General features: G+C 54.4%; 4 protein-coding genes. All 4 read left to right on the forward strand.

What is annotated here, in order from left to right; all coding sequences use genetic code 11:
- A partial coding sequence (locus EGH23_RS26210; RefSeq protein WP_220582922.1) for a hypothetical protein occupies positions 1-216 on the forward strand: 216 nt, incomplete at its 5' end.
- Positions 217-726, forward strand: a complete 510-nt coding sequence (locus EGH23_RS26215; protein ID WP_220582923.1) for a PIN domain-containing protein — start codon at positions 217-219, stop codon at positions 724-726. It abuts the gene before it with no gap.
- A gap of 350 nt (positions 727-1,076) precedes the next feature.
- Positions 1,077-1,307 (forward strand): HalOD1 output domain-containing protein, encoded by a 231-nt coding sequence (locus EGH23_RS26220; protein ID WP_220582924.1) that lies wholly within the window; start codon positions 1,077-1,079, stop codon positions 1,305-1,307.
- 446 nt (positions 1,308-1,753) lie between these two features.
- A complete protein-coding gene (locus EGH23_RS26225) occupies positions 1,754-1,924 on the forward strand; it encodes a hypothetical protein (protein WP_220582925.1) in 171 nt (56 codons plus the stop codon).
- The last annotated feature ends 286 nt before the right edge of the window (positions 1,925-2,210 follow it).

The raw sequence follows: 2,210 nt of genomic DNA on the forward strand, positions 1-2,210 counted from the left end.
GACCGGACAGACGTACTCGTGACCGCGCTTCGGGAGTACCTCCAAGACGCCGCTCACGACGACGCACTCACCCAAGAGATTGCCGCCGCCTATTACGACGACGAGATTTCCTTCGAGCAACTCAAAGCGCTCGTCGGCGCCGAAGAGGCGGCAAACATCCGAGTGCTGAAACAGCAGCTGAACGAGGACTTCGTCGATGAACTCACCGACGCATAGATGTCGCGGCTTATCGCAGACGCCTCCGCCCTCGTGAGCCTCGGGATCGTTACTGACGACGATCCCGATCCACTCGCACTGTGTTTCTCCCGATACGAGGTCGTTGTCCCGACGGCGGTCGTTGAGGAACTCCGAGAGATTGCCTCGTACGATGATATCCATGGACACGCCGCGTCCGCCGTGCTCGACCGAGCGGATTCAGTCACGACACAGCCGGCCGACCTCGATGCCGAGTTTCCGCTCGATGACGGTGAAAACGCGGCTGTCTCCCTCGCGAACGATCTCGATGCTGCGCTCTTCCTCTGTGACGAGTTCAACCAGCTAGGCTTGATCCACGCCTCACTCGCTGATACCCGGCTCGTCACGACACCGACGTTGCTCTCGGTGCTCGTTCGAACTGACCAGCTATCAGCTGCCGATGCTCGACTACTCCTCGATGAGATCAGCGATGCCCGTAGCTGGGGCGCGAACAGTTACGTCCAGCGAGCTCGCTCGTTGCTCGATGATTGAGACGGCGACGTAGCCACGAAGAACTCGATCAAAGTTGTGTGGTGGTAGAACAACGTATCGAAGATTCGTTGGTTCGGGGGGTGTTCCGTGGTGGACCAGCGTTTCGTCGGCAGTCATAGTGGGTGGTATTGCCCGCTGGTACAAGTCTATCCTAGCGTAGGAGCGTGGTTTCTGACATTCGGTGTATACTGCATCGACGAACACGGTACTTGTAATCGTCGGGTGTCAGAACCGATGGTTCTAGTGGTAACGGCTCTCTATCTAAGCTGCGGATTGGTCAGTACGTAACGTAGAGAGTGTGTGGATAAATGCCACGGTTAATTATCCCTCTGTAGATCCATATACCGATAATGAAATACGAGATCGCTGCAGATGAGCGGGTGAGCGAAGCGGTCCTCGAGAGTGTGAGTAGCTTTGAGTCTACTGCCATTACTGACCTTCCGTTGCTCTACGAGACGATCGAGCCTGACTCGCTGGAGGCGATACTTACATCTCACGCGGACATTTGCGTCTCATTCGTCTACAGTAACTCTCGAATCGAGATTTATGATGATGAGTTTCTCGTAGTCGAAGTTACTTGACTGGAGATCTCTATCGTCTCTGTTACAAGCAGCGTGCAAAACGTAGAAAGTATATATAGCAAATAGCCCGACGGTCGATTCGCCGAACAGCAGCCGTGACCATATTCGTGGCTATAGACCGAAGTTACGAACCCCTACGGAGTATTGGGCACACCGATTCACTCGATGTGTTCCGCCCCGCAGCTTCGGCAGCCGAAGACGGTTTCTTCTGACAGTTCCTGTTCTACTGCTAACGGGAATCCACAGTCAGGACAGTTCATGATATACCTATCTATGGGGTGTACATCCCTAAAATTATACCTTGCATAAACGCCCTAACCATACGTGGTCACTCGATCCACTCCATTATCCGACAGCAGGCCTTTCAGAATCTCCTCTATCGCTGATTCCAGGCCTGCGATCGTCGTAACTGATAAACGACCATATTGAGTCTGTTCGAGATAGTCATGGCGTCCAGTACTGATTCCTCGGCCCCGGTTGATGACGAGGTCCGCCAGCTATACGAGCAGTATCAGGCGGTCGAAAGTGCTGAAGAACGCCGCGAGATTGCATCGGAGATGGGGAAACTCGATGGACGGCGGCACGCAGAGATTTACGCGGCACTTGAAACCGAGTGACTACGTTCTCTCATGGTACGGTGTACGGTGTCGTCGAATATTCTATGTGAGTGTAGATTGGTCGCCCGCTCTCGTCAATCCCATGCGCATCTTTACCACGCAGGCGAGCGTAGTTACTCTGTAGCCAGCAGTGCAACAGCGGCTACTGGAGACACCAATGCCAAAGACAGCATGTGCGGAGTGTGGCCGTGAGTTTTCATATGATACCGGGCGGGAAACGCCGCGTGCGCCGATGCGGTTCTGTCGGTACTGTGGGACTGAACTGCCACCACGAGAGGAGTGGTGA

Source organism: Haloarcula nitratireducens (assembly GCF_019599505.1).

What these genes read in the sequence shown, in the direction of transcription:
- EGH23_RS26220 (WP_220582924.1), top strand. Translation starts at nt 1,077, where the DNA reads ATGAAATACGAGATCGCTGCAGATGAGCGGGTGAGCGAAGCGGTCCTC.
- EGH23_RS26215 (WP_220582923.1), top strand. Translation starts at nt 217, where the DNA reads ATGTCGCGGCTTATCGCAGACGCCTCCGCCCTCGTGAGCCTCGGGATC.
- EGH23_RS26225 (WP_220582925.1), top strand. Translation starts at nt 1,754, where the DNA reads ATGGCGTCCAGTACTGATTCCTCGGCCCCGGTTGATGACGAGGTCCGC.